This is a genomic window from Campylobacter lari subsp. lari, assembly GCF_013372185.1.
Taxonomy (GTDB): Bacteria; Campylobacterota; Campylobacteria; order Campylobacterales; family Campylobacteraceae; genus Campylobacter_D; species Campylobacter_D lari.
This window is the reverse complement of sequence record NZ_CP053830.1, coordinates 670,604-690,098: the sequence shown is the minus strand read 5'-3', so window position 1 is coordinate 690,098 and position 19,495 is coordinate 670,604. Positions and strand designations below refer to the sequence as shown.

At 29.2% G+C, this 19,495-nt stretch carries 23 protein-coding genes; 4 read left to right on the top strand and 19 right to left on the bottom strand.

Going from position 1 to position 19,495, the window contains the following annotated elements; translation table 11 throughout:
* Window position 1: 1 nt before the first annotated feature.
* The 5 genes from folP to CLLT_RS03660 are packed head-to-tail and all read right to left on the bottom strand — an operon-like array spanning window position 2 to window position 3,993.
* Complete coding sequence (gene folP / locus CLLT_RS03680) at window positions 2-1,144, bottom strand: dihydropteroate synthase (protein WP_012661384.1); 1,143 nt, start codon at window positions 1,142-1,144, stop codon at window positions 2-4.
* Window positions 1,131-1,742 (bottom strand): DNA polymerase III subunit delta', encoded by a 612-nt coding sequence (locus tag CLLT_RS03675; protein ID WP_049752005.1) that lies wholly within the window; start codon window positions 1,740-1,742, stop codon window positions 1,131-1,133. Before CLLT_RS03675 ends, folP begins: the two co-directional genes overlap by 14 nt.
* 41 nt (window positions 1,743-1,783) lie before the next feature.
* Entirely contained in the window at window positions 1,784-2,320 is a 537-nt protein-coding gene (locus CLLT_RS03670; protein ID WP_012661382.1) for a HobA family DNA replication regulator, read from the bottom strand.
* Window positions 2,321-3,523: an aspartate kinase gene (locus tag CLLT_RS03665; protein WP_070257075.1), complete on the bottom strand. Its 1,203-nt coding sequence runs from the start codon at window positions 3,521-3,523 to the stop codon at window positions 2,321-2,323.
* Window positions 3,523-3,993 carry an RNA pyrophosphohydrolase gene (locus tag CLLT_RS03660; RefSeq protein ID WP_070257077.1) on the bottom strand — a complete coding sequence of 157 codons (471 nt, stop codon included), beginning with the start codon at window positions 3,991-3,993 and terminating at the stop codon, window positions 3,523-3,525. The genes CLLT_RS03665 and CLLT_RS03660 overlap by 1 nt, the downstream gene beginning before the upstream one ends.
* A gap of 80 nt (window positions 3,994-4,073) precedes the next feature.
* On the opposite strand from CLLT_RS03660, the gene hemW reads away from it, so the two are divergent.
* On the top strand, window positions 4,074-5,123 hold the full coding sequence (gene hemW / locus CLLT_RS03655) for a radical SAM family heme chaperone HemW (protein WP_074691966.1): 1,050 nt from the start codon (window positions 4,074-4,076) through the stop codon (window positions 5,121-5,123).
* On the opposite strand, the gene CLLT_RS03650 is transcribed toward hemW, so the two are convergent.
* The gene (locus CLLT_RS03650; protein ID WP_074691963.1) at window positions 5,120-5,437 is read right to left on the bottom strand and encodes an ArsR/SmtB family transcription factor; all 318 of its coding nucleotides are present in this window, start codon (window positions 5,435-5,437) and stop codon (window positions 5,120-5,122) included. The genes hemW and CLLT_RS03650 overlap by 4 nt on opposite strands.
* A gap of 8 nt (window positions 5,438-5,445) precedes the next feature.
* Window positions 5,446-6,420 carry a permease gene (locus CLLT_RS03645; protein WP_074691960.1) on the bottom strand — a complete coding sequence of 325 codons (975 nt, stop codon included), beginning with the start codon at window positions 6,418-6,420 and terminating at the stop codon, window positions 5,446-5,448.
* A 152-nt stretch (window positions 6,421-6,572) separates the two neighbouring features.
* On the opposite strand from CLLT_RS03645, the gene tatB reads away from it, so the two are divergent.
* From tatB to queA, 3 genes are read left to right on the top strand one after another with little or no spacing between them, the layout of a single operon-like run.
* A complete protein-coding gene (tatB, locus tag CLLT_RS03640; RefSeq protein ID WP_012661376.1) occupies window positions 6,573-6,965 on the top strand; it encodes a Sec-independent protein translocase protein TatB in 393 nt (130 codons plus the stop codon).
* Between the two features lie 2 nt (window positions 6,966-6,967).
* Window positions 6,968-7,711: a twin-arginine translocase subunit TatC gene (gene tatC / locus CLLT_RS03635; protein WP_074691957.1), complete on the top strand. Its 744-nt coding sequence runs from the start codon at window positions 6,968-6,970 to the stop codon at window positions 7,709-7,711.
* A complete protein-coding gene (gene queA, locus CLLT_RS03630; protein WP_074692139.1) occupies window positions 7,704-8,723 on the top strand; it encodes a tRNA preQ1(34) S-adenosylmethionine ribosyltransferase-isomerase QueA in 1,020 nt (339 codons plus the stop codon). Before tatC ends, queA begins: the two co-directional genes overlap by 8 nt.
* On the opposite strand, the gene mrdA is transcribed toward queA, so the two are convergent.
* The 12 genes from mrdA to CLLT_RS03570 all read right to left on the bottom strand — a co-directional run bounded on the left by mrdA (window position 8,716) and on the right by CLLT_RS03570 (window position 19,415).
* Window positions 8,716-10,542: a penicillin-binding protein 2 gene (gene mrdA / locus CLLT_RS03625; protein ID WP_074691955.1), complete on the bottom strand. Its 1,827-nt coding sequence runs from the start codon at window positions 10,540-10,542 to the stop codon at window positions 8,716-8,718. The two genes, queA and mrdA, sit on opposite strands and share 8 nt — an antisense overlap.
* A gap of 1 nt (window position 10,543) precedes the next feature.
* On the bottom strand, window positions 10,544-11,035 hold the full coding sequence (locus CLLT_RS03620; protein ID WP_012661372.1) for a hypothetical protein: 492 nt from the start codon (window positions 11,033-11,035) through the stop codon (window positions 10,544-10,546).
* The gene (gene yihA, locus CLLT_RS03615; RefSeq protein WP_012661371.1) at window positions 11,025-11,624 is read right to left on the bottom strand and encodes a ribosome biogenesis GTP-binding protein YihA/YsxC; all 600 of its coding nucleotides are present in this window, start codon (window positions 11,622-11,624) and stop codon (window positions 11,025-11,027) included. The genes CLLT_RS03620 and yihA overlap by 11 nt, the downstream gene beginning before the upstream one ends.
* A complete protein-coding gene (lptA, locus tag CLLT_RS03610) occupies window positions 11,621-12,079 on the bottom strand; it encodes a lipopolysaccharide transport periplasmic protein LptA (protein WP_012661370.1) in 459 nt (152 codons plus the stop codon). Before lptA ends, yihA begins: the two co-directional genes overlap by 4 nt.
* Window positions 12,061-12,567 (bottom strand): hypothetical protein, encoded by a 507-nt coding sequence (locus tag CLLT_RS03605; protein ID WP_012661369.1) that lies wholly within the window; start codon window positions 12,565-12,567, stop codon window positions 12,061-12,063. The genes lptA and CLLT_RS03605 overlap by 19 nt, the downstream gene beginning before the upstream one ends.
* A complete protein-coding gene (locus CLLT_RS03600) occupies window positions 12,558-13,046 on the bottom strand; it encodes a 3-deoxy-D-manno-octulosonate 8-phosphate phosphatase, YrbI family (RefSeq protein ID WP_039618077.1) in 489 nt (162 codons plus the stop codon). The genes CLLT_RS03605 and CLLT_RS03600 overlap by 10 nt, the downstream gene beginning before the upstream one ends.
* A gap of 4 nt (window positions 13,047-13,050) precedes the next feature.
* Complete coding sequence (locus CLLT_RS03595; RefSeq protein WP_012661367.1) at window positions 13,051-13,890, bottom strand: septal ring lytic transglycosylase RlpA family protein; 840 nt, start codon at window positions 13,888-13,890, stop codon at window positions 13,051-13,053.
* A complete protein-coding gene (locus CLLT_RS03590; protein WP_074691952.1) occupies window positions 13,826-14,977 on the bottom strand; it encodes a lytic transglycosylase domain-containing protein in 1,152 nt (383 codons plus the stop codon). Before CLLT_RS03590 ends, CLLT_RS03595 begins: the two co-directional genes overlap by 65 nt.
* Window positions 14,977-15,774: a TatD family hydrolase gene (locus CLLT_RS03585; RefSeq protein WP_074691950.1), complete on the bottom strand. Its 798-nt coding sequence runs from the start codon at window positions 15,772-15,774 to the stop codon at window positions 14,977-14,979. Before CLLT_RS03585 ends, CLLT_RS03590 begins: the two co-directional genes overlap by 1 nt.
* Window positions 15,765-17,009, bottom strand: a complete 1,245-nt coding sequence (gene cbrR / locus CLLT_RS03580) for a bile resistance response regulator CbrR (RefSeq protein ID WP_070257092.1) — start codon at window positions 17,007-17,009, stop codon at window positions 15,765-15,767. The genes CLLT_RS03585 and cbrR overlap by 10 nt, the downstream gene beginning before the upstream one ends.
* Window positions 17,010-17,070: 61 nt before the next feature.
* On the bottom strand, window positions 17,071-18,585 hold the full coding sequence (locus CLLT_RS03575) for an AAA family ATPase (RefSeq protein ID WP_074691947.1): 1,515 nt from the start codon (window positions 18,583-18,585) through the stop codon (window positions 17,071-17,073).
* Window positions 18,585-19,415: an NAD(+)/NADH kinase gene (locus CLLT_RS03570; protein ID WP_012661362.1), complete on the bottom strand. Its 831-nt coding sequence runs from the start codon at window positions 19,413-19,415 to the stop codon at window positions 18,585-18,587. The genes CLLT_RS03575 and CLLT_RS03570 overlap by 1 nt, the downstream gene beginning before the upstream one ends.
* Window positions 19,416-19,495 lie beyond the last annotated feature (80 nt).

The window sequence follows — 19,495 nt, the reverse complement described above, 5'->3', positions numbered from 1 at the left end:
TTTACTCCAAAGAAAGTTCATCCATAGCTTTTGCAAGTTCAAACATTTGTTTGTGTTCATACACATCATGCGCTCTTATAATACTTGCTCCGTTTTTAAAAGCTTCTAAGTGCAAATAAAGCGTACCTGCTAGTCTTTGCTCAACATTTGAGTTAAAATAAGCATTTATAACACTTTTTCTACTAGCTCCGATTAAAAGCTCTTTTTCAAAGCGTAAAAAATGCTCTAAATGCTTGATTAACATCATATTATGCCAAGGACTTTTACCAAAACCTATACCAACATCTAAAATCACATCTTCTAAACCAAGCTCACTTAGTCTTTCTAGCTTTTGCGCAAAAAAATCATCAAGTTCAGCTAATACATCTTCATAATGCGGGTTATCTTGCATATTTTGTGGGGTATTTTGTATATGCATGAGTGTGTAAGTAGCTTTGTATTTTAAAGCTAATTTGGCTAAATTTTCATTTTTAAAACCAGTGATATCATTAATAAGCTTAAAGCCTTTATTTAAAGCATATTCTAAACAATACTCATCAAAGCTATCCAAGCTAAAAATACATTTTTCATAAAGTTTTTCTTTATAGATTAAATCTAGGGTATTTTTTAAGCGCTTAAACTCCTCTTCTTTCCCACAATACACACTTCCAGGTCTTGAAGAAACCCCGCCTATATCTATATAATCAGCCCCTTGAGAAATCATAAGTTCGATTTTTTCTAAAACTTCATTTTCTTTAACCCTACTTTGAGCATTAAAACTATCTTCATTAATATTAATCACACCCATAATTTTTGCATATTTTGGTTTGTTAAAATTAGACTTTAAAAATAATGCTAAATTTTTAAGCTTAAAATCTTGTAACTTTTCTTTTTCTATAAGTTTTTTAGCTTGATCTTGTGTTACCATAAGCAAAGCATTAGTATGTTCTTTACCCAGTATAACTTCTTTATGTGTTACAAGCTCAGCCCCAACTCTTAGTGCATCTTGTTTGAGTATATTTGCAGCAGGCGCTCTTAGCTCTTTAATAAGAAAAAAATGAATTTGAGTTTTTTCACTCATAATTTTCTCGCCTGCTTTGTGTGGCTTTATGTATTTAGAAATTTGTTTAAAATCTGTATTAGGATTGATTTTAATGATTTTCATTTTTTCTCTCGTGTAAAATTAAGGCTATGGTGCTTAGCAAGATAGTTGGCTTTGCATTTAATTTAGCCAACTCATAAGCTTTGTAAAAAAATTCAATTTCTTCATCGTTTAACTTTATATCTTGTTTAAAACATTCATGGCTTAAAGTGCTAATTAACTCTAAACACTCATGCTTGTCTATATTTTCATATTGTTTTAACAATGAAGCAATTTGAGCTAGATCCATTTTATTAAGATCTAAATTTAAAGGCATTTTTTCTTTTTGAATTTTATGTTTTTCTATGATAAATCTTGAAAGTATAGTAGGTAAAAAAACATTTTTTGAAGGAGCTACGATGATAAAATATATATTTTTTGGTGGCTCTTCAAAAACTTTTAATAGATAATTTTGTGCTTCTTCACGAAAAGACTTAGCTAGCACAACTATGATTTTAGCTTGTGCTTCAGCTATATAACTTTCTTTCATAATAGCTTTTGCGGTTGCTTGGCCGTTTTTGTCATAAGTTAAGTCATTTAATCTTAATTCTAAGTCAGGATTTTTAGGTATGAAAAATTTAAGATTTTTTGCTCCATATTCTTCTGTAAGCTTTTCTTGCATTAGCTCAAAATCATTATGAATAATGATTTTATTTCTTAGATTCAAATTTCTACCTTAGAAAAAAGCACAGCCTCTAAACTTTGCTCAAATACTTTATATAAAGAAATAAGTTTATAGTCTAATTCCTTATCACGCGAGGAGAGGTAAAAGCTATTTTGTAATTGCTCATCAAAAAGCCAAAACATACTTTCTGCTTTAGAATTAGCGATTTTAAATTTAAAACCTGTATTAGTTCCTATATAAAAAAAGGCATAACCATTAGGAAAAGAAATACTTAAAAGATCATTTAATAAATCTATATCTTCTTGGGTATTACAAGCTTTATTATAAATTCCTTTTAAAGACACAAAAGGCACTAAAGGTCTTGTGGGGCTGGCGTTAATTTGGCTTAAAAAATACTCTTCAAACCAAACTCTTTGCTCATCAGTAATCACAATAAAAGTATAACCTTGTAAAAGCAAAGCTAATTTAGAAGCAATCAAAGGCGACCATTCAAGACGCCTTTCTTCCAACCAACTTGCATAAGTGCCATTTTCTCGGATTTGCTCTAGGGTGAATTTTAAAAAACTATTACTCATTTATATATCTAGTTTATAAACTTCATGCAATACTCTTACAGCTAATTCGCCATATTTCTCATGCACGATCACTGAAATTTTAATTTCACTTGTAGAAATCATTTGTATGTTGATATTTTCATTTGCTAATGCTTTAAAAGCTGCTGAAGCTACTCCAGAATGTGATTTCATACCCACACCCACAACTGAAACTTTTACCACAGCACTATCTGTTTCTATATTAGCATTAGCACCTAAAACTTTTTTCATAGCATTGGTTGCTAAATCAAGCTCATTTTCAGGCACAGTAAAGCCTAAATTTGTAGCTCCATCTACACCTACATTTTGGATAATCATGTCTACATTGATATTTTCATTTGCTAAAGTTCCAAAAATTTCAGCAGCAATGCCTGGCTTATCATCGATATTTCTTAAAGTAACCCTTGCTTGGTTTTTATCTAGTGCTATACCACTAACCAAAGCTTGTTCCATATTTTCCTCCTTAGTAATAATCGTCCCTTCATTTTCATTAAAGCTACTTCTAGTAACTAGTTTTACATTTAATTTTTTAGCAAGTTCTACAGAGCGATTTTGTAAAACCTTAGCTCCTAAACTTGCAAGCTCTAGCATTTCTTCATAAGAAATTTTATCTAACTTTTTAGCCTTTGGCTCAATTCTAGGATCAGTAGTATATACCCCATCTACATCAGTATAAATTTCACACAAATCAGCATTTAAAGCTCCAGCTAGAGCTACCGCGCTTAAGTCACTTCCACCGCGGCCCAAAGTAGTAACATTACCCATTTTGTCAATACCTTGAAAACCAGCAACGACTACAATATATCCCTCATCTAAGGCTTTGTTGATATTTGCAGTATCAATGCGCTCTATTCTTGCTTTAGTATAAACATCATCTGTAATAATTCCTGCATTGCGTCCGGAAAATGCAGTGGCTTTTAAACCCATTTCATTTAAAGCAATAGCAAGCAAAGATGAAGTCACGCGTTCACCGCTGCTTAAAAGCATATCCATCTCACGACCTGAAGGATTTTTGCTAAAATGGTGAGCAAAATCAATAAGTTCATTAGTAACCCCACTCATCGCTGAAACCACTACAACTAACTTATCGCAAGTTTTTTTACTTTTTGCCACTCTTTTAGCAACTTCATCAATACGCTCAAGCGTTCCTACACTTGTTCCTCCATATTTTTGTACGATCAGCATTAAATATACCCCCTTTCTTTAAAATATTTTAAAACCCTAATATATATAGGCTTTTTAAAATGGTTAATCATATCATAAACATCATCTAATGAAGCAAATTTATAAGCATCAAATTCAGGATTTTTGGTATTTAAATTAATAATAGCTTTATTTTTTAATCTAACTAAAAAATATTTTTGATTTTGGCCATCATAAGGATACATTTTTTGAGCAACCTTGGCTGGAAAATCATAACTAATCCACTCAGGATGTTCAGCTAAAATTTCAACCTCATCTGTGCCTATTTCTTCTTTTAATTCTCTAAACAACGCACTTTTAGCATCCTCTCCTTCATCTATACCACCTTGAGGAAATTGCCATATATCTTCCATATCATTACGTTTAGCAAGTAAAATTTTACATTCAAAAGGATAAGCTGATGATAGTACTATAGCAGCTACATTTGGCCTATATTTTTTTTCTTTTTCCATGATTTTCTTATCCTTGACTTTTTAATAATATAATTCTAACAAAAAAATACGAATTTATAATCACATTTTAAAGAAGTTTTATGCATTTATACATACATATACCATTTTGTGAAAGCAAATGTTTTTATTGTTCTTTTACTTCACTTAAGAAAAAGGATTTTGAAAAAGATTATTTAAACGCTTTAATGCAAGATATAAAATATCAACTAGATTTTTTCAAACTTGATAAAAATTCCATAAAGACTGTTTTTATAGGTGGTGGCACGCCTAGTTTAATGGATGCTAGTTTTTATGAGAAAATATTTATTTTTTTACAATATTATTTACAAAAAGATAGTGAAGTTAGTATAGAAGCAAACCCTAACTCGAGTAATTTATCATGGCTTAAAGAGATAAAAAATTTAGGTTTTAACCGTATTTCTTTTGGAGCGCAAAGTTTTCATGAAAAAAAACTACAATTTCTTGGACGCATTCATGATCAAAAAAGTATTTTTACTAGCATAGAAAATGCAAAAAAAGCAGGATTTGATATTATCAACTTAGACTTAATTTATGATACAAAACTTGATGATAAAAAAATGCTTGATTATGAAATTTCTAAACTTACTCTGCTTGATATTAACCATATAAGCGCTTATAATCTAACCATAGAAGAAAAGACAAAATTTGCTAAAAAATTTCATTTTAAAAAAAATGCGCCACGCCTTGCAAAGTATTTTATTAAAGCAATTGAAAACCTTGGCTATAAGCAATATGAAATCAGTAATTTTGGACAAATTTGCAAACACAATCTTGCCTACTGGCAAGGAAAAGACTATATAGGCTGTGGTTTAAGTGCGGTGGGATTTTTAAAAAATCAAAGATTTTATACTAAAAAAAGTTTAAAAGATTATATAGCAAATCCTTGTTTTAGAGAGATTGAAAATTTAAATTTACAAGATTTACGCTTAGAGCATATTTTTCTAGGACTTAGAAGTGTTATAGGAGTAGATGAAACAAAGCTAGAACCTTTAGAAAAAGAAAAGGCAATGTTTCTTAGTAAAAAAGGAAAGCTAGTTTATAAAAATGGAATTTTTTATAACACCAACTACCTTTTAAGCGATGAATTAGCTTTGTATATTAGTACTTAAGCTTTACACTCACAAGAAATTCTTTTTAGCTCGGGAAGCTTTATAGAAAGTTCATTGATGTTTTTTAGTATATCATTACAAAAATTATTTAAATTTTCTTTTATTCCATAATACGCCCAAACACCTTGTCTATCTACTTCCAAAAAATTAGCTTCTTTTAAAATTTTTAGATGTCTTGAAAGCCTTGATTGACTCATATTTAACGAGCTTTGTAAATCACACACGCAAAGTTTTCCGTGTTTTTGTAAAAAAGCTAGGATTAAAATCCTGCTTTCATCATTAATCACACTTGTTATTTTTAAAAAATCCTGCATTATACTCCTTATATAAAAAACATTAAAAGTCCAAAGCTAATAGCGATTACAACAATCATACTTGCAAATAAAATCAAAAAGCTTGTTTTAAAAATTCTTTTAAGCAAAATTAACTCAGGCAAAGAACACCCTGCACCTGCTATTAAAAAACTCATCATTATACCAAGTGGAATTCCGCTAGTAGTTAAAGCTAGAGCCACTGGTACCATAGCTGTGCAATTCATATAAAGCAAAACCCCTATAAAAGCTGCTATAAATACACCCAAAACTCCATAATCTTTCATATAATTTTGGAAAAATTCTTGCGGAAAAGCACCATGTATAATAGCCCCTATAGCCATACCCATAACAATATAAGGTAAAATTTTTTTATATTCATTAAAGCTTTGTGAGAATAATATTTTGATTTTACTTTCTTTAGCTTTATTTTTAAAATTTAAAATTTTACTTGTTTTAGAATTTTTAGCAAAAACCAAGCTAGGTTTTTGACAACATGAGCTTTGAAATGTATTATTAGAACAACATGACTTTTGCTCTAAATCATTTTTTAAAAAGTCTTCATTAAAAAATCTTTGAGTGTTTATTTTAGAAACACAAAAAGCAAGAAATAAAATCACACAAAATAAAAATCCCACATAAAATAAAGATATTTTTAAGCCAAAACTCACCATAAACATCACCACTATAATAGGATTAATTAAAGGCGAGGTGATTAAATAAGCTATGCATACTCCAAGTGGGACTTTAGCTTTTAAAAATGCGTTTAAAAGCGGTATGCTTGAACATGAGCAAAATGGAGTTAAACAACCTAAAAGTATGGCTTTTACATAGCTTGTAAAAGAATCTTTCTTTAAATGCTCATTAAAAAATTTAGCATAACGCTCATTTAAATAAGCAATAAGTACACTAACTAAAATAAACAAAGCAGATATTTCTATAAATAAAATAAGAAAATCTTTTAAAATAAAAACCAACTTCTCCATGCTTTTCCTTTTTTTTATTTTTAATTCAATATAACAAAAATATATTAATATATCAAGATATCTTTATATATTAATATAGTAAAAGTAATAATATTTTTAAGTATTTTTATGTAAAATGTAAACCGCATATTCAAGTGAAAGAAGATAAAATAATGAGTTTTGGTGAAATTTTAGTTATTTTAGTTGTAGCTATTTTAGTACTTGGGCCTGAAAAACTGCCTTCAACTATAGTTGAAATTGCAAAAATTTTAAAAGCCATTAAAAGTAATATTGATGAAGCAAAAGCAAGTATTAACAAAGAACTAAAAATAGCAGAATTAAAAGATGAAGCACAAAAATACAAAGATGAATTTTCACAAACTAATGAAAATATCAGAAAAAAACTAAGTTTTGAAGAATTTGATCAACTCAAAGAAGATATTTTAAATAATACCAAAGAATTAAAAAGTGAAATTAATGATTTAGAAAAAGATATGCAAGAACTTTCTAATCTTGAAGAAAAAATCCAAAAAGATGAAAAAAATACTCAGAAAATGGAAAGCTAAGAATGTTTGAAGAATTAAAACCGCATTTAGTAGAACTTAGAAAAAGATTATTTATAAGTGTTGCTTGTGTTGTTGTGATGTTTTTTGTATGTTTTAGTTTTAATAACTATATCATAGATATACTAAAAGCACCTGTTGAAGCAGCCTTACCTGAAATTTCAAGACAAATGACCTTCGTTGAGTTACAAGAGCCTTTGTTTACTGCGATGAAGGTTTCATTTTTTACGGCTTTTTTGATTTCTTTGCCAGTTATTTTTTGGCAGTTTTGGAAGTTTGTAGCACCTGGACTTTATGATAATGAAAAAAGATTAGTAGTGCCTTTTGTAAGCTTTGCGAGCATTATGTTTGCGCTTGGTGCTTTGTTTTGTTATTATATAGTTATACCTTTAGCTTTTAAATTTTTGATTGATTTTGGGGTTCAAACCCAAGATTTTAAGCCTTTAATTAGCATAGGTTTATATGTAGGGTTTTTTACTAAATTAGTGATTGCTTTTGGCTTAGCTTTTGAAATGCCTGTAATAACCTTTTTCTTTGCTAAACTTGGACTTGTTGATGATACTTTTTTGAAAAAACATTTTAGAGTTTCTGTTTTAGTTATTTTTGTTTTCTCAGCTATGATGACACCACCTGATGTTATATCGCAATTTTTAATGGCTGTGCCTTTGTGCGGACTTTATGGAATTTCTATTTATATAGCTAAAAAAGTTAATCCTAGTCAAAAAGAAAATGATGAAAACAATGGATAAAGATCTTTTGCTTTCTAGTTATGATTATAACTTACCAAATGAACTTATAGCAAATTTTCCTATTTTACCTAAAGAAAATGCTAAGCTTTTAGTATATGAAAGATGTAAAGATCAAATTTCACATTTGCATTTTAAGGACTTAGCTAAAATTTTACCACCTTGTGAAATCATCTTTAATGACACTAAAGTCATCAAAGCAAGAATTTATGGAAATAAAGAAAGCGGTAGCAAAATAGAACTTTTTATCAACCATCCTTTAAAAAATAATGATTTTTTAGTGCAAATTCGGGGTAAGGTTAAAGAAGGACAAATTTTATATTTTGAAAATTCTTTAAAAGCTAAAATCAAAAAATTACATGATGATGGTACAAGAGAAGTTGAATTTTTTAATGATGAAAAAGAGCTTAACCATCATGAAGTTTTTAAAATTTTAGAAAAAATAGGCCATATTCCTTTACCACCTTATATTAAAAGAGCAGATGAAGCACAAGATAGTATTAACTATCAAAGTATTTTTGCTAAAAATCAAGGTGCGGTTGCTGCACCTACTGCGAGCTTGCATTTTGATGAAACAATGATTAATGAGCTTAAAAAAAATCACAATATCCATACTATCACACTACACGTTGGCGCAGGAACTTTTAAAGGTGTAGAATGTGAAGATATACGCAATCATAAAATGCATTCAGAATTTTTTCATATTGATGATGAAACTTGTGTTTTGATTGATTCTTCTAAGAAAATACTAGGTGTAGGTACTACTGTTACTCGTTGTATAGAATATTATCATAGAAAAAAAATAAAAGAAGGTTTTTGTGATTTATTTTTACACCCGCAAAACACCCCGCAAAGACTTGATTATTTACTTACTAATTTTCACTTACCAAAATCAACTTTAATTATGCTTGTGGCAGCATTTATAGGTAGAGAAAAAACCTTAAAACTTTACCATGAAGCCATAGAAAATAACTATCGTTTTTACTCATATGGCGATGGAATGCTAATTATCTAGTCTTTTTCTTGATATATTTTTTATCAATATAACCCAAATCTATAAGTTTTTGATAAATTTTAGCCAGTATAGGTCCTCCTGTGCTACTACCGCTTTTTCCATGTTCGATTAAAACCACTACTACATATTGTGGTTTTTCATAAGGTGCATAAGAAGTAATCCAAGCATGAGATCTTAAAAAATACTCCAAATCCTCTTCTTTAATACGCTTTTTTTCACTTTGAGAAATTCCAACTACTTGAGCTGTTCCTGTCTTAGCTGCTATGGTAATAGGTGAATTTCTTAAAAATCTTGCCGTAGTCCCACCATCTTCATTAGCAACTTCATACATAGCGCGCCTTAAAAGTGGAAGTTTTGATAGTTCAAAAGTTGTAAAAACACTTTTATTATTGTCAAAATTTACCTTAGTAACATTATCATCAACGCTATGTAAAAAATGTGGTGTGATATTTTTAGCTGTAGCAATCATAGCTGTAAATTTAGCCACTTGCATAGGAGTAGCAAGAAAATCACCTTGACCTATGCTTGTATTTAAAGTTTCACCTTGATACCATGGTTGGTTGTATTTTTCTTTTTTCCATATTCTATTAGGAACTGTTCCTATAAATTCATTAGGTAAATCAACTCCTGTTTTTGCGCCAAAACCTATTCTTTCAAAAACAGAACTAATGATGTCAATGCCAACTTCCAAAGCGCCTTTATAAAAATACACATCACAGCTTTCTCTAATAGCATCAATCATATTTACATAACCATGACCTATAGCCTTCCAACATCTAAATTTTCTACCACCAAGCTCAAAGTTAGAATCACATAAGTATTTATGATTTTCACTTACTTTACCACTATCTAAAAAGGCTAAAGCTGTACCCATTTTTACAACCGAACCTGGAGGATAAAGTCCATTAATGAGTTTATTAGTAAAAGGATGGTTTAAATCATTAGAAAGTTTATCCCATTCTTCTTGGCTAATACCCGTAACAAAAGGATTGAGATTATACTCAGGAAAACTACCCGCTGCTAAAATAGCCCCATTTTTTACATCCATTACTATAGCTGCACCTGCTAAATTTTCAAAAATACTGGCCAAATATTCTTGCAAGTCAAGATCTATACTTAAAGTGATATTACTTGAAGTAGGCTTTTTATAAGAAAGTTCTTCTATTTCTTTATTTAATGCATTTACCTTGCTAACCTTTTCGCCCTTTTGGCCTTGTAAAATTTCATTATAAGAACGCTCTATGCCACTACGCCCTACATAGCTAGTCAATCTTGCAATTTCATTTTCATTCATATCATTTAAATTTGCTTTTCCAACATAACCTATAACATGGCTAGCTAAAGCATCATAAGGATAAAATCTTTGAGTAGTAGATTTAACTTGCATATTTTCACGCAAATTAAGCTTAGTAAAATGCTTAATCATCGCGTCATATTCTATAAATGGAACCACTTCTATATAATCTTGGTTATAATAAGAATCCGCTTTTACATAAGCTCTTTTGAGCTTAGTAACATTTAAATCCGGAAAGGCTCCTGCTATAGCTTGTAATTCTTGCTCTAAAAGAGCTCTGTTTTTCTTTTTTATATGCAAATATGGCTTTATAGAGATCGAAAAACCTAATTTATTTACCGCTAAGGGTCTACCCTTTATGTCTAAAATTTGCCCTCTAACAGGTGCCAAAAATTGCGTTTTAATGGCATTTTGTTTAGCTATTTCTTCATAATAAACATTAGATTTAATACTTATATAATACACTCTAGCAAGCAAAAGCAAGAAAAAACAAGCTATAAAGCCCATCACCAAACGCATACGCATATTAGATTTTTCCTTTAAAAATAACAAAAGAAATCAAAGCTTCAACAGCAAAAAACCATAGATATTCAATACCAAATTTTAAAATTTCATTATTATCTAAATATGCTAAAAACACATCAAAAAGATAGATAAAAATATAAGCACAAAAGGTAAATATAACGAGTAAATAATGACCTAGTTTTAACTTGCTTTTAAACCAATCAACAAAAAGATGATAAAAAACAAAAAAAGCTATCCATGAACTAAAAAGATAAAATCCATGGATAATATCAATCAATAAAAGATAAAACAAAGAAAAATACCATCTAAAATCAAGTTTACTAAGAGTTCTTTCTTTTTCTTTTAAAAGTACTATCATATAACAAAAAAACACCCCAAATAAAGGAGGCATCCAATAATACACAGAACTTAGTACTTGATAAAAAATCAAAGATAAATAAAAAAACAAATAAGAAAAATCAAATCTATTTTTTACTAAATTTCTACTCCTCATTAAAACCCAAGCTCTCTAAAATGATTTTTTGCTCTAATTTATCAATACCGCTTTTTTTCAAATTTGATACTAAGATAGCATTTTTGTTTGCATTTAAAAGTTTAGCCTTTTGACTCTGATTGAGCTTGTCTGCTTTTGTAAAAACCGTTATTTTTTTTTGATCAGCTCTAATAAAAGAATCCAAATACAAATCCAAATTTAAATCAATATCTAAATTTTCATGTCTTGAATCTATTAGATGGATAAAAAGCTTGATAGAACTGCGCTCTTTTAAAAACTCATCTAAATTTTTATTCCAAATAGCCTTAGTTTTTTTGCTCACTTTAGCATAACCAAAACCAGGTAAATCAATAAATATTAATTTAAATTTATCCTCATCTTTTTTGCAATCAACTTCAAAAAAATTAATAAGTTGGGTTTTACCTGGGGTTGAAGAACTTTTTGCTAAATTTTTATTTTTGCATAGTGTATTAATCAAAGAACTTTTACCCACATTAGAGCGTCCTAAAAAGGCGATTTCAGTGTATATAGGTTGTGGTGCTTCGTCTATTTTGGAAGCAGAAATTAAAAATTTAGCATTTAATATCATTCTTTTACTTCAAATACAAACTTAGCAGGTTTTTTATCTTTACTCACTACTCTATAAGTCATATTTTTTCTATCTACTATGATTTTATCCCCTATGAGTTCTTTTTTTGTTTGCATTTCTGTAATTTTTGCATTACCATTAATCTCATATATATCCTTAGCTACATTATAAATAAACTCATCACCGCTTCCATGATAAGTTTTATCTTTCATCATGATTTTAAATTTAGCATCTTTAGTAGCTATATACTTGATGGGTTGTTTGTTTTTCATATAAATAACTAATTTTTGCGAATTTAAAACATCATTACCTTTTTTAACTTCTACATCACCACTTAATACACTTGTTTCATTTTTTTCATCTAAGTAAAAATCCTTAGCGTACACTTCTATTTTTTGCGCACTAAATGCAAATAAATTTAACAAACACAAAAAAATTATTGCTCTAAAAACCATGCTTTTATTCCTTGAATTTTTAATTCTTTTTGATTCACATCATATAAAAAATTATCCCCAAAAATCTCATTTAAACCTACATAGGCTTTAAAATTATCATTAGAAAATAAAATTTTATTTTTCATATCATAAGTTGCTTTTTGGGTAAAAATAGAAGTTTGATTATAATCAAAATAACTTACATTGCCTTCTAAAATGGATTTTTCTTCATTTCTTACTAATAAATCTGAACTTAAATTATAATCAAGCGCTTGAACTTTAAAATCATCAAAGATATCTTTATCTTGATATTTTATCCAACGACTTGCTTGATATGTAGCCTTAATCACACTAGCATTTAACTCATAATCAAGCACATCGAAAGCTTGCATATTTGCCACATCTACCTTTTGTGGTTTTACAGTAAATAAATATGGATCTTGAGTACTTAAAATCACCATAACAAAGGCAAATAAACTCATTAATATAGCAAAAATTTTTATCGCCAAAGTTTATCCCATTGAGCTTGCATATTATTGTGTTCAATTAAAATTTCAATCATCTCACTCACTGCTCCATTGCCACCTTTTCTATTTAAAACTTTATCAGTTTTCAAAGCCTTATGTGCATCTTTTGGCTTGAAGCTATATCCAACTGCTTCAAGCAAACTCATATCATTATAATAATCCCCAATAGCAGCACATTGAGAAAAATCTAAATTTAATTTTTCTAAAATTTCCTTAGCACAAGCTAGTTTATCACTAATACCTTGATAAACTAGATCAATTTTTAAATCCCTGGCTCTAAAATACACACACTCACTAGTCCTACCTGTAATGATAGCAACTTTTTTACCAAGCTTTTGCCAAGCTTCAATCGCCGCGCCATCTTTTACATTAAATTCTTTAATCTCGCCATAATTTTGTGTGTAGATGATTTTACCATCTGTTAGACAACCATCTACATCTAAAAAAATAAGTTCTATCATAATCTTACTCTCTTACTATAAACGCACCTGGGAAGGAACCACTATCAACAAAATCTCTTGCTTCTTGCTCACTTCTAAAGCCTTTTAAAAATACTCTATGTAAGCCATCTTTAGCACTTGTTTGTATTGTTGAAGTATAAGAATTATAGTTTTTATATCTACTTGCAATTAGCTCTGCACCGCTTTTATTTCTAAATGCTCCAATTTGCACCATAAAAGATCCACCTTGGAAAATATGACCACTATCAGCAATCTCTCCACTGCTGCCTAAATTAGAATTGGTATGAACTGAGCCCGAACTTGCACTTGTTCCAAAGCCAATTACTTCAAGTCTTACAGGAGCTGTTCCAGATTGAATCATATCTATATCTCTTGCAGCCATATTAGATAAATCTATAATTCTACCTGCTACAAAAGGCCCTCTATCATTAATCCTAACCGTAGTTTGACGGTGATTTTTTAAATTAGTTACTTTTACTATGGTATTCATAGGTAAAGTTTTATGAGCTGCAGTATAAGCGTGTTGATCATAAGTTTCACCATTGGAGGTTTTTTTACCATGAAAACCTGGTCCATACCAACTAGCTATACCATCAGCAGTCTCACCTACTTCTACTACAGTTGGATAATAAGTTTTACCATTAATAGTGTAAGGTTTCATAGTGCCTTTTAAACTAGTGTTATTATGTTTTACACTTTTAAAATCTCTCTCTGGATAATATACGGTAGGAGCACTTATAGGTGCCATAGAACAAGCACTAAATAAAACCCCTACACAACTAACGACTAACGACTTTTGTATGAGAGTCTTTTGGTAATTTTTGAGTAGTTTTGATTTTTGCATTATTATTCTCCTTAATTTTTAACACAAGTTTTTGATTGATGTTGATTAAATTTCCTTTTATTTTATTGTATTCTTTAATGCTTTCAACGCTTATTTTGTGTTTTCTTGCAATAGTATAAAGACTATCACCCTCTTTTACTATATAAATTTTTGTATGCGGAATGGTTGTATCCACCTTAGCTAATTTTACATTCTCCAAAGCCTTTTCTACTGCCACACTTTTGCTTAAAGGAATATACATATAATAATCCTTTTTATCAGGTGGAGTAAAATCATAATTAAAATGTGGATTATAACGCTTAAATTCTTTATAAGACATTTTAGCTACTTTAGCAAGCTCTTCTAAAGAAACACTTGGTGGAACTGAAATTTTTTTAACTTCACTTGATAGGGCATAATTAAGCAAGGCACTATCTTGTGAAATTAAAAAATCATTATTTTTAGCTAAAAATGCCATAGTAAGAATTTTTCTAATAAAAATCCTAGTTTCTAATGGCAAGTATTTTTTATCAGGATCAAGTAAGATTCTTAAATCATCACTTTTGGCTTTTTTTATAGCTTGTCTTAATTTGCCATCACCGCAATTATAAGCTAAAATAGCCAAATACCATTTTCCAAACTGCTCTTTTAATTGCTTTAAATAAGTAATAGCTGCATAAGTTGATTTTACTAAATCTTTTCTCTCATCTACATAAGGATCTATCCTTAAACCTAAAGTTTGTGCTGTTGGTTTCATAAATTGCCAAACGCCTACAGCTTTAGTTTTTGAAATACTGTGAATTTTTAAACCAGATTCTACAATTGCTAAGTATAAAAATTCTTGCGGAATATCTTCTTTTTCTAAAATTTTACGGATAATTGGAGTAATTTTGTAAAATTCCCTCATCGTATCTACTAAAGTTTTAGAATGCATATCCATGGAAGATTCTTTAAATTCTAAAAAAATCATATCACTAAGATAACTTGCTTCTATATCTAAATTCCTTAAAATTTGTGCTTGTTGAGTGTAGTGTTCTGGAGTAAATTGCAAGGCTTTAGCATTTAAACATAATAATACTAAAATAAAAAATAAAAAGCTTTTTTTCATTATAAACCTTGGAAAAACAAACGATTAGCATTAAAATTAGTAAGTTTTATTATTTCATTTTTAGATAAATTTAAAAGCTCAGCCATTTTTTGAGCAACAAAATGTGTCAAAATAGGATCATTTACCTTGCCACGATGTGGTTCTGGAGTTAAATAAGGTCCATCTGTTTCTAAGACTAGTTTATCTTTTGGAATTTTAGGTAAAACTTCTACTAGTTTTTTTGCATTTTTAAAAGTTAAAACCCCACCTATACCAAAATAAAAACCATCATCTGCTAGCTGAAGTAAAAGCTCACTAGCATTAAAACAATGCAAAACACCACCTTGTAAATCTTTTGCGTGTGTTTTTAAAATATTAAAACTATCTTCATTAGCCTCACGCACATGAACAATCAAAGGCTTTTTATATTCAATAGCTAGCTGAATTTGGGCTATAAAAACTTCTTTTTGTTTTACTTTTATTTCATTCTCATCAGCTCTTAAACGATAATAATCAAGCCCACACTCACCCACTGCAACGCATTTTTTATCATTTATAAATTCTTTTAAAACATCCAAGTCAAAATCATCTATATCATAAGGATGCACCCCACAAGAAAAATACACATTTTCATAATCATGTGCAATTTCTCTTGCTCTTGGCAAATCTTTTATATCTGCACCAGGTATGATGATTTTATCTACTCCATTAGCAAAAGCATGATTTAGCATCTCATCTAAATATCCAAAATAAGCTTGACTATCTAAATGACAATGTGTATCTATGATTTTATTTTCAAAATCACAATCTAAAAACATACCTCTACCCTATTTTTACCATTAGCCTTAGCTAAATCTAATGCCTTTTGAGCATTATCTAACAAATCTTGTATTTGACTTGTTTTACCCCCAAAAGCAACCCCTACAGAAACACTATAATCAACTTCATCTAAACCTATCAAAACACTTTCTTTGGCAATATTTACTCTTATATTTGAAAAAGCCTTCAATGCTTCTTTATTATCTGTATTTTTTAAAAGTACGTAAAATTTACCATCTTCAATTCTAGTTGCCAAATCCATACCGCGAATTTGATCTTTGATTTTTTTAGCTGTGTGTTTAATCACTCCATCCCCGCAATCATAACTTAGTTCATAGTTAATTGTTGCAAGATTGTCTATATCAATTAATGCTAAAGCTAATTCTTCATTTTCTTGCATATCTTCTAAATAATCTAAAAATCTTTTTTCAAAATTTGCATAATCATCAAGTCCTGTTAATAAATCTTTACCCAAACTATACTCATCAAGCAAAACACATTTTTGCATATAATCTAAGCAATTATTTACCCTACAATTAAGCGATTCTTTTTGAAAAGGTCTAATCACATAATCATTAACACCTTTCCTAAAAGCTCTTGCCTCTAGCGCATCATCTTTATCTCCAACCATAATCACACCAAGCTCTATCTTAGAGTATTTTGAACGAATTTCTACAAGCAAATCTTCCCCATTAATTACCGGCATAGTTGCATCACAAATTACCAATTTCGTATCAGGATTATCACTAAGATAACTTAGCGCTTCTTCTCCATGCGCTGCTGCTAAAACATTAAAAAGTTGATTATTAAGATTTTTTTTCATTTCTGCACGTAAAGTTACATTAGCGATTGCTAGAATAATTTTAGTTTTATTGTTTTTTTGAAGCATTCTAATGGAACTTAGCATTTCATCAATACAACTTTCGCTTTCTTTTTGAATATAGCCTATAATATCTTTTTCCATAAATTTTTTTCTAGTTTGTCCATCGCTACTTCCTGTAAGTACTATAGCGGGGATATTTTTTTCTAAAACCACATCCACTACTTCTCCATTAGGAGCATCTGGCAAACAAAGATCTACAAAAGCCATAAAATAATCATTTTTCACTAATTCTTTAGCACTATTCATATCAAAAGCAACATCCACTTTTAAACCCAAAGTATTTTCTACTTTTTTTGCCAAAAGCTTTGTAAGCATTTTGTTATCATCAATAATTAAAATTTTTTCTTCCATAGTCAACTCTCTTTATAATTTAAAAATATAATTATAACATATAGAAATTTACTTTTTGTTTTTAAAGTAAAGTTCTAGTAAATTCTAAAGCCTCTTGCGTGATATTTTCCCCACTTACCATTCTAGCAAGCTCTCTTACTCTTTCTTCTTTTTCTATTTTTCTTACCCTACTTTCATTTCCTATTTTTTCTACTAAAAAATGATTGCTTGCTTTTGATGAAAGCTGTGGTAAATGTGAAATTGCAAAAATTTGATAAAATTTAGCAAGTTCTTTTAATACTTCAGCTATACTCATAGCTTCTTTACCACTTAAATTTGCATCAATTTCATCTAAAAATATTATTCCACTAGCTTTATTAGTAACATTGCATTCTGTTGCAATAAAAGAAAGTCTTAGACGGTTTATCTCACCTGAGCTTAAATTTTTTAAACTAGCTTCATTAATATTTAAACTCACTTCATCTTTACCTAAAATGCTTAAAGCACAATCTTTAAGTTCTAATTTAACTTCCTTCATATAAAGTTTTTCAAGATAAAAATTCAGTAATTTTTCAAGCTCTTTTAATCTTTTTTTACGCAAAGTACTTAAATTTTGACTTTTCTCATCTAAAAGCATTCTAGCACTTTGCACTTTTTCTTCTAATTCCTTTTTTTCAAAACTTAAATTTTCATAATGAGCTAATTCTGCTTTTTTCTTTTCTAAAGCTTCTAAAGCTTCTTCTATGCTTCCATATTTTGAAATCAAAGAAGAAAGTTTTTCTATCCTATCAAGTACTTCTTCTATATCAAAATCAAAATCATCAAAGCTTTGATTTTCCCACACCACCCTTAATTCATTTAAACACTCTGAAAAAAATGAACTATCAACATCACTAATTTGCAAAGCTTCAATCACTGCTGATTCTAACTCAAAAATTTTACTAGCCCTGTTCCAAGCAGCGTCAATTTTATCTTTTTTAGAAAGTCTTTTTTTAAAACTCATCAACTCATCAAATTCACCAATTTTTGGATTAACGCTTTGGATTTTTTGTATTTCAAAGCTCGTAAATTCTTTTAATTCCTCGACTTTTTTTTCTTCTTCTTGAATTTTTTCTAATTTAGTTTTATTTTCTGTGTATTCTTTATAAATATTTTTATATTCATTTAAAAAATCTTGAAATTTCTTATCTTCTTTTGATTGCATAAAATCAAGTAAGTTTAAAAATCTTTCATTTGAGAACTCATTATTTTCCTTAGCTGAAAGATATTTTATAAATTTCTTAGAAAGCAAGGCTAAATTCTTTTTTGAAATAAGTTGATTATTGATAAAATAACGCGAGTTTTTGTCTTTTAAAAGTTTAAATACATTTAATTCTTCATTTTCAATACCAAATTCATCTAATTCAAGCTCATCATTTAATAAAATTTCCACCATTTTAGCTTCACTCTCACTTAGAGCAAATGCTGCTAAAATAGCCTTAAAAAGCACAGATTTTCCAGCACCACTTAAGCCAGTAAAGACAGTAAGTCCCTCTTCTAAGTCTAATTTTGCTTGTTTAAAACCTAAATTTTCTTTAATCAAAATACTTTCTATCATCACTTGCCCCAATTTAACTTTTCTTTTAAAACTTGGAAATAATCTCTATTTTTTTTATGGATAAAACTAAGTTCTTTTTTGCTAAGCCCTATAAGAATTTTATCATATTCTTTAGGATCAACCACTTCTTGTCCATCTAAATACAGCAAACAATGCTCAACTTTTAGCTCAAGCTCAAACCCATAAGGTAAAACTATAGGCCTTTGAGTTAAAGAATGAGAACAAACTGGAGTTAAAACAAAAATTTCACTCCAAGGATGCACTATAGGCCCACCTGCACTAATATTATAAGCAGTTGAACCACTTGAACTAGCTATAATCAAACCATCTCCATAATAAGCATTAAAAAGTTTATTTTCAAAAAAAACTTCCACATTTGCCATTAAAGCATTATCACGAGAAAAAACCGCGTCATTAAATGCAAATTTTTTAATGATTTTATTTTTTTTATAAAGCGTTATTTGAAGCATTTTGGCTTTTTCTATTTTAAAATCATTTTTAAAAAAATCTTTAAAAAAACTTTCTGCTTCATTAAAAGAAAGAGCTGTTAAAAAACCTAAATTTCCTGCATTTATACCCAAAATAGGCTTTTTGGCTTGATAAGCTTGTCTGCATAAAGATAAAAGCGTACCATCTCCACCTAGAGAAATCAAAAAATCCAATTCCTGTAAATCTTTTAGATTAATTTTTTCCTGCTCTAGTAACACAAGCTCTATATTTTTTTGCAAAAAAATTGCTCTTAAAAAATCAATTTGCTTGTTTAAGTTTGTGTTTAACCTACAAAATAAGCCTATTTTTTGAATTTTTTCTATATTTATACATTTTTTCATAAAAAAATTATAACAAAACTTAGCTAAGCAAAAGAATAAAATACTATAATAACAAAATTGAACAAAATTAAGCTAAGGAA

Bases quoted from the DNA above. Each gene is read 5' to 3' on its own strand.
- folP (WP_012661384.1), bottom strand. From the start codon at position 1,144: ATGAAAATCATTAAAATCAATCCTAATACAGATTTTAAACAAATTTCT.
- CLLT_RS03675 (WP_049752005.1), bottom strand. From the start codon at position 1,742: ATGCAAGAAAAGCTTACAGAAGAATATGGAGCAAAAAATCTTAAATTT.
- CLLT_RS03670 (WP_012661382.1), bottom strand. From the start codon at position 2,320: ATGAGTAATAGTTTTTTAAAATTCACCCTAGAGCAAATCCGAGAAAAT.
- CLLT_RS03665 (WP_070257075.1), bottom strand. From the start codon at position 3,523: ATGCTGATCGTACAAAAATATGGAGGAACAAGTGTAGGAACGCTTGAG.
- CLLT_RS03660 (WP_070257077.1), bottom strand. From the start codon at position 3,993: ATGGAAAAAGAAAAAAAATATAGGCCAAATGTAGCTGCTATAGTACTA.
- hemW (WP_074691966.1), top strand. From the start codon at position 4,074: ATGCATTTATACATACATATACCATTTTGTGAAAGCAAATGTTTTTAT.
- CLLT_RS03650 (WP_074691963.1), bottom strand. From the start codon at position 5,437: ATGCAGGATTTTTTAAAAATAACAAGTGTGATTAATGATGAAAGCAGG.
- CLLT_RS03645 (WP_074691960.1), bottom strand. From the start codon at position 6,420: ATGGAGAAGTTGGTTTTTATTTTAAAAGATTTTCTTATTTTATTTATA.
- tatB (WP_012661376.1), top strand. From the start codon at position 6,573: ATGAGTTTTGGTGAAATTTTAGTTATTTTAGTTGTAGCTATTTTAGTA.
- tatC (WP_074691957.1), top strand. From the start codon at position 6,968: ATGTTTGAAGAATTAAAACCGCATTTAGTAGAACTTAGAAAAAGATTA.
- queA (WP_074692139.1), top strand. From the start codon at position 7,704: ATGGATAAAGATCTTTTGCTTTCTAGTTATGATTATAACTTACCAAAT.
- mrdA (WP_074691955.1), bottom strand. From the start codon at position 10,542: ATGCGTATGCGTTTGGTGATGGGCTTTATAGCTTGTTTTTTCTTGCTT.
- CLLT_RS03620 (WP_012661372.1), bottom strand. From the start codon at position 11,035: ATGAGGAGTAGAAATTTAGTAAAAAATAGATTTGATTTTTCTTATTTG.
- yihA (WP_012661371.1), bottom strand. From the start codon at position 11,624: ATGATATTAAATGCTAAATTTTTAATTTCTGCTTCCAAAATAGACGAA.
- lptA (WP_012661370.1), bottom strand. From the start codon at position 12,079: ATGGTTTTTAGAGCAATAATTTTTTTGTGTTTGTTAAATTTATTTGCA.
- CLLT_RS03600 (WP_039618077.1), bottom strand. From the start codon at position 13,046: ATGATAGAACTTATTTTTTTAGATGTAGATGGTTGTCTAACAGATGGT.
- CLLT_RS03595 (WP_012661367.1), bottom strand. From the start codon at position 13,890: ATGCAAAAATCAAAACTACTCAAAAATTACCAAAAGACTCTCATACAA.
- CLLT_RS03590 (WP_074691952.1), bottom strand. From the start codon at position 14,977: ATGAAAAAAAGCTTTTTATTTTTTATTTTAGTATTATTATGTTTAAAT.
- CLLT_RS03585 (WP_074691950.1), bottom strand. From the start codon at position 15,774: ATGTTTTTAGATTGTGATTTTGAAAATAAAATCATAGATACACATTGT.
- cbrR (WP_070257092.1), bottom strand. From the start codon at position 17,009: ATGGAAGAAAAAATTTTAATTATTGATGATAACAAAATGCTTACAAAG.
- CLLT_RS03575 (WP_074691947.1), bottom strand. From the start codon at position 18,585: ATGATAGAAAGTATTTTGATTAAAGAAAATTTAGGTTTTAAACAAGCA.
- CLLT_RS03570 (WP_012661362.1), bottom strand. From the start codon at position 19,415: ATGAAAAAATGTATAAATATAGAAAAAATTCAAAAAATAGGCTTATTT.